Here is a 3,367-nt window from a genome sequence, read left to right as displayed (position 1 = left end):
GCCGTACATCGCGCTGCAGTTGGTCGGCATCAAGGCTGTGCTCACTGTGCTGGGATTGGGCAGTTCGGAGAACGTTCTGCTGACGGACCTGCCGCTGATCATCGCGTTCGTGGTCCTGGCCGCTTACACCTATACGTCGGGCCTGCGGGCTCCGGCCCTGATCGCCGTTGTGAAGGATCTTTTGATTTACCTGGCAGTGWTCGTTGCGGTCATCTACCTGCCGATCAAGTTCGGCGGCTGGGACCCCATCTTCAACTCCGCCGAGGCGAAACTGGGTGCGACCAACCCGGCCACCGGCAAACCCACCGGCGTGTTCATCCCCGGCGCCGCCAGCTACTCCGCCTACTGGACATTGGCCCTGGGCTCTGCCTTGGCGCTGTTTATGTACCCGCACTCCATCACCGGCGTCTTGGCAACCAAGAGCAGGAACACGATCCGTAAGAATGCCGCTGTGCTCCCGCTGTACTCATTGATGCTGGGGCTTTTGGCACTGCTGGGCTACGCGGCCATATTTGCCGGTACCGTGCCGGTCGACCTGAACGGTGCCATCAACCCGCAACTGGTGGTGCCGCAGCTGTTTTTGGACCAGTTCCCTGCGTGGTTTGCCGGCATCGCACTGGCCGCTATCGCCATCGGTGCTCTTGTCCCGGCAGCGATCATGTCAATAGCAGCGGCAAACCTGTTCACCCGCAACATTTACGTCGATCTCATCAGGCCCGATGCCACACCCCGGCAGGAGGCACACGTCTCTAAGATCGCGTCGCTCGTGGTGAAATTCGGTGCCCTGGTATTCGTCATTGCCATGGACCAGTCGGCGGCAATTAACATGCAGCTGCTCGGCGGTATCTGGATCCTGCAGACCTTTCCGGCGATCGTTGCCGGGCTCTACACGCGCTGGTTCCACCGGTGGGCGCTTTTCGGCGGCTGGGCAGCCGGAATCACCTACGGCACCATCGCGGCGTACAACGTGGTCAACCCCGTCACGAAAGCCCACTTTGGCGGCTCAATCGCGGCCATTCCCGGCACGGACACGCAGGTCTACATCGCCGTCACAGCGTTTGCGATCAACCTGAYCGTCGCCGCCGGTCTGTCTCTTCTCTTCCACGCAATGAAGCTCCCCGACGGGAAGGACATCACACGCAACTCCGACTACGGCGCCGACGAGAACGATCCGAAGGTCGCCCAGATCGAGCGCGAGCACCCGCTCGGCGAGTCCGGAGCATCCACATTCTGATTCGCTGGAACCCTCGGCGCTGAGAGGCACCCGGTGGCAGACTTTTTGCCATGGAGCCCATGGATTGTCTGGTCATCTACGTCCCCACCGACGCTGCGCCCGCGGTCCGGCAGGCCATTGGCGACGCCGGGGCGGGCAGGCTCGGCAATTACTCCCACTGCTCGTTCAGCCTCGACGGCACCGGGCGTTTTACCCCGTTACCCGGCGCGACCCCGTTCGTCGGCGTCGTCGGTTCCTCCGAGGAGGTGCCGGAAACCCGGATCGAGGCAATCTTCCCCCGATCCCGGCGTAACGCCGTCGTCAATGCCGCGTTGTCCGTCCATCCGTATGAGACGCCGGCGTTCATGACCTACCCGGTAGATGCCAGCCGGCCGGACTGAGCAACACCGGGGGTGCAGCGCGGCGGAAACTGTGAGGTCACCCGCGCCGGGTGGCACGCACGACGACGTCGTGCAGCGGCAACGCACGGTCACCGGGTCCGGGGAGTGTCCGCGTGATCTCCTCGGCACTCGTGATGCTCCATACGGCAGCGTCGAGACCCCCGGTGATGTCCGCGAGGGTGACAGTCGCTTCCGGGGGAGGGCGGTGCCCGTGCCCCGGGGAGGCGGGAGCGTGCAGGTGCCCGACGATCAACAGCGTGCCGCCGGGGGCTACCCAATCCGAGATGCGTTCGTAGAAGGCAAGCTGCGGCATCGCCGGGTGAGCGTAGTGGGTGGTCACAAGGTCGAACCGGCCTCCCGGCGCCCATGACGTCAGGTCCGCCTCGACCCAGGTCACCGTGCCGGACACAGACTGCCCTTCGGCACGCTCGGCCGCTTGGGCGAGGGCAGCGCCTGAAATGTCGGCGCCGGTGACCTGCCAGCCGTGCGCGGCGAGCCAGGTCGCCTCTGCCCCTGTCCCGCACCCGGCATCCAGCGCTGTTCCCGGTGCGAGTCCGCTGGTTTCGCGGATGAGATGCGGGTTCGGGGCAGCCCCTCCCGAATCTGCCTTGGCGGGACCGTGGGCCTGTTCCCAGTGCTGTTGCCAGTAGTCCTTGTCGAAGCTGTGCGTCATCGCGTCACCGTCGCGTCCGCCCGCTGCTTCCCCTGGCGATGTCTCTGCCGTCCCGGCCATGTGGAACCCCTTACGATCTGATGTGCCTTCAGATTCCATGCTCCCGGGCTGGCAGGTGGATGTGCAAGCGGTATTGCCGAATGGCAAAATAGCCCTCATGAACGACGATCTCGACCACACACTCAGCGCCGTCGGGCCGCGTCTCAAGCGCCTGCGACTCCGCCGGGACGTCACCCTCGCAGACCTCGCCGAGCAGACAGGCATCTCCGCCAGCACGCTCTCCAGACTCGAAGCAGGCCTCCGGCGGCCCACTCTCGAGCAGCTCCTCCCCCTGGCCCGCGTGCACGGGGTAACCCTCGACGAACTCGTCGATGCGCCGCCGACCGGCGACCCCCGGCTCAATCTGCGTCCCGTCGCAGGTCCGGACGGGTCGACGATCTTGCCTCTCACGCGCCGCCCGGGCGGCATTCAGGCCTACAAGTTCATCCTCCCCAAGGGCAGGGATGGGCAGGAGCCTCAGCTGCGCACCCACGAAGGCCACGACTGGGCCTATGTCCTCAATGGCACCTTGCGCCTGGTCCTCGGTGAACATGACCTGATCCTGAGGCCCGGCGAAGCCGTGGAGTTCGACACCCGAACCCCGCACTGGTTCGGCGCAACCAGCGCCGGTCCGGTCGAATTCCTCAGCCTTATCGGCAAACAAGGTCAGCGCACCCATGTCCGGGCGGCACCCAAGCGCGATAGCTAGGCGCATCCTCTGATGTGCTCTCCTTAGGACCCTGCCGGCGCCATTCGGAGGGCCAGCATCCCGCCTTCAAGGAGTTCAAGTTCGACGATCCGCAGTGTGTACCGGGKTCCGTCCTCCGGCAGCATTTTCTTGCCACGCCCGAGCACGATGGGGGACACCAGCAGGACGTACTCGTCCACGAGGTTCTCCTCCATGAGCGTCTTGGTCAGCGTCGGGCTTCCCCACACGAGCACGTTCTCCCGCTCGCGAAGCTCGCGGACCTGGCCGGGTATGTCGTCGGCGATAATCGTGCTGTTGTTCCAGCCGGCGTGGTCCAGTGTGGTCGACACGAC

At 65.1% G+C, this 3,367-nt stretch carries 5 protein-coding genes; 3 read left to right on the top strand and 2 right to left on the bottom strand.

The genetic code is table 11. From position 1 onward, the window contains the following. On the top strand, positions 1 to 1,234 hold a 1,234-nt coding region (locus AC1D1W_RS20225; RefSeq protein WP_476944644.1), incomplete at its 5' end, for a sodium:solute symporter family protein. A 50-nt stretch (positions 1,235 to 1,284) separates the two neighbouring features. Then, positions 1,285 to 1,614, top strand: a complete 330-nt coding sequence (locus AC1D1W_RS20220) for a YqfO family protein (RefSeq protein WP_439954074.1) — start codon at positions 1,285 to 1,287, stop codon at positions 1,612 to 1,614. Positions 1,615 to 1,651: 37 nt separating this feature from the next. Here AC1D1W_RS20220 and AC1D1W_RS20215 read toward each other — a convergent pair whose 3' ends face one another. Next, on the bottom strand, positions 1,652 to 2,347 hold the full coding sequence (locus tag AC1D1W_RS20215; protein ID WP_243177435.1) for a class I SAM-dependent methyltransferase: 696 nt from the start codon (positions 2,345 to 2,347) through the stop codon (positions 1,652 to 1,654). A 97-nt stretch (positions 2,348 to 2,444) separates the two neighbouring features. Between AC1D1W_RS20215 and AC1D1W_RS20210 the strand changes: the two genes are divergently transcribed. After that, entirely contained in the window at positions 2,445 to 3,035 is a 591-nt protein-coding gene (locus AC1D1W_RS20210) for a helix-turn-helix domain-containing protein (protein ID WP_476944643.1), read from the top strand. A 23-nt stretch (positions 3,036 to 3,058) separates the two neighbouring features. Here the strand turns inward: AC1D1W_RS20210 and AC1D1W_RS20205 are convergent. Continuing rightward, the coding region (locus AC1D1W_RS20205) for a dihydrofolate reductase family protein (protein ID WP_476944642.1) at positions 3,059 to 3,367 on the bottom strand (309 nt) is incomplete at its 5' end.

Source organism: Arthrobacter sp. P1_B4 (assembly GCF_056406555.1).
This window is presented reverse-complemented; position numbering and strand designations above follow the sequence as displayed.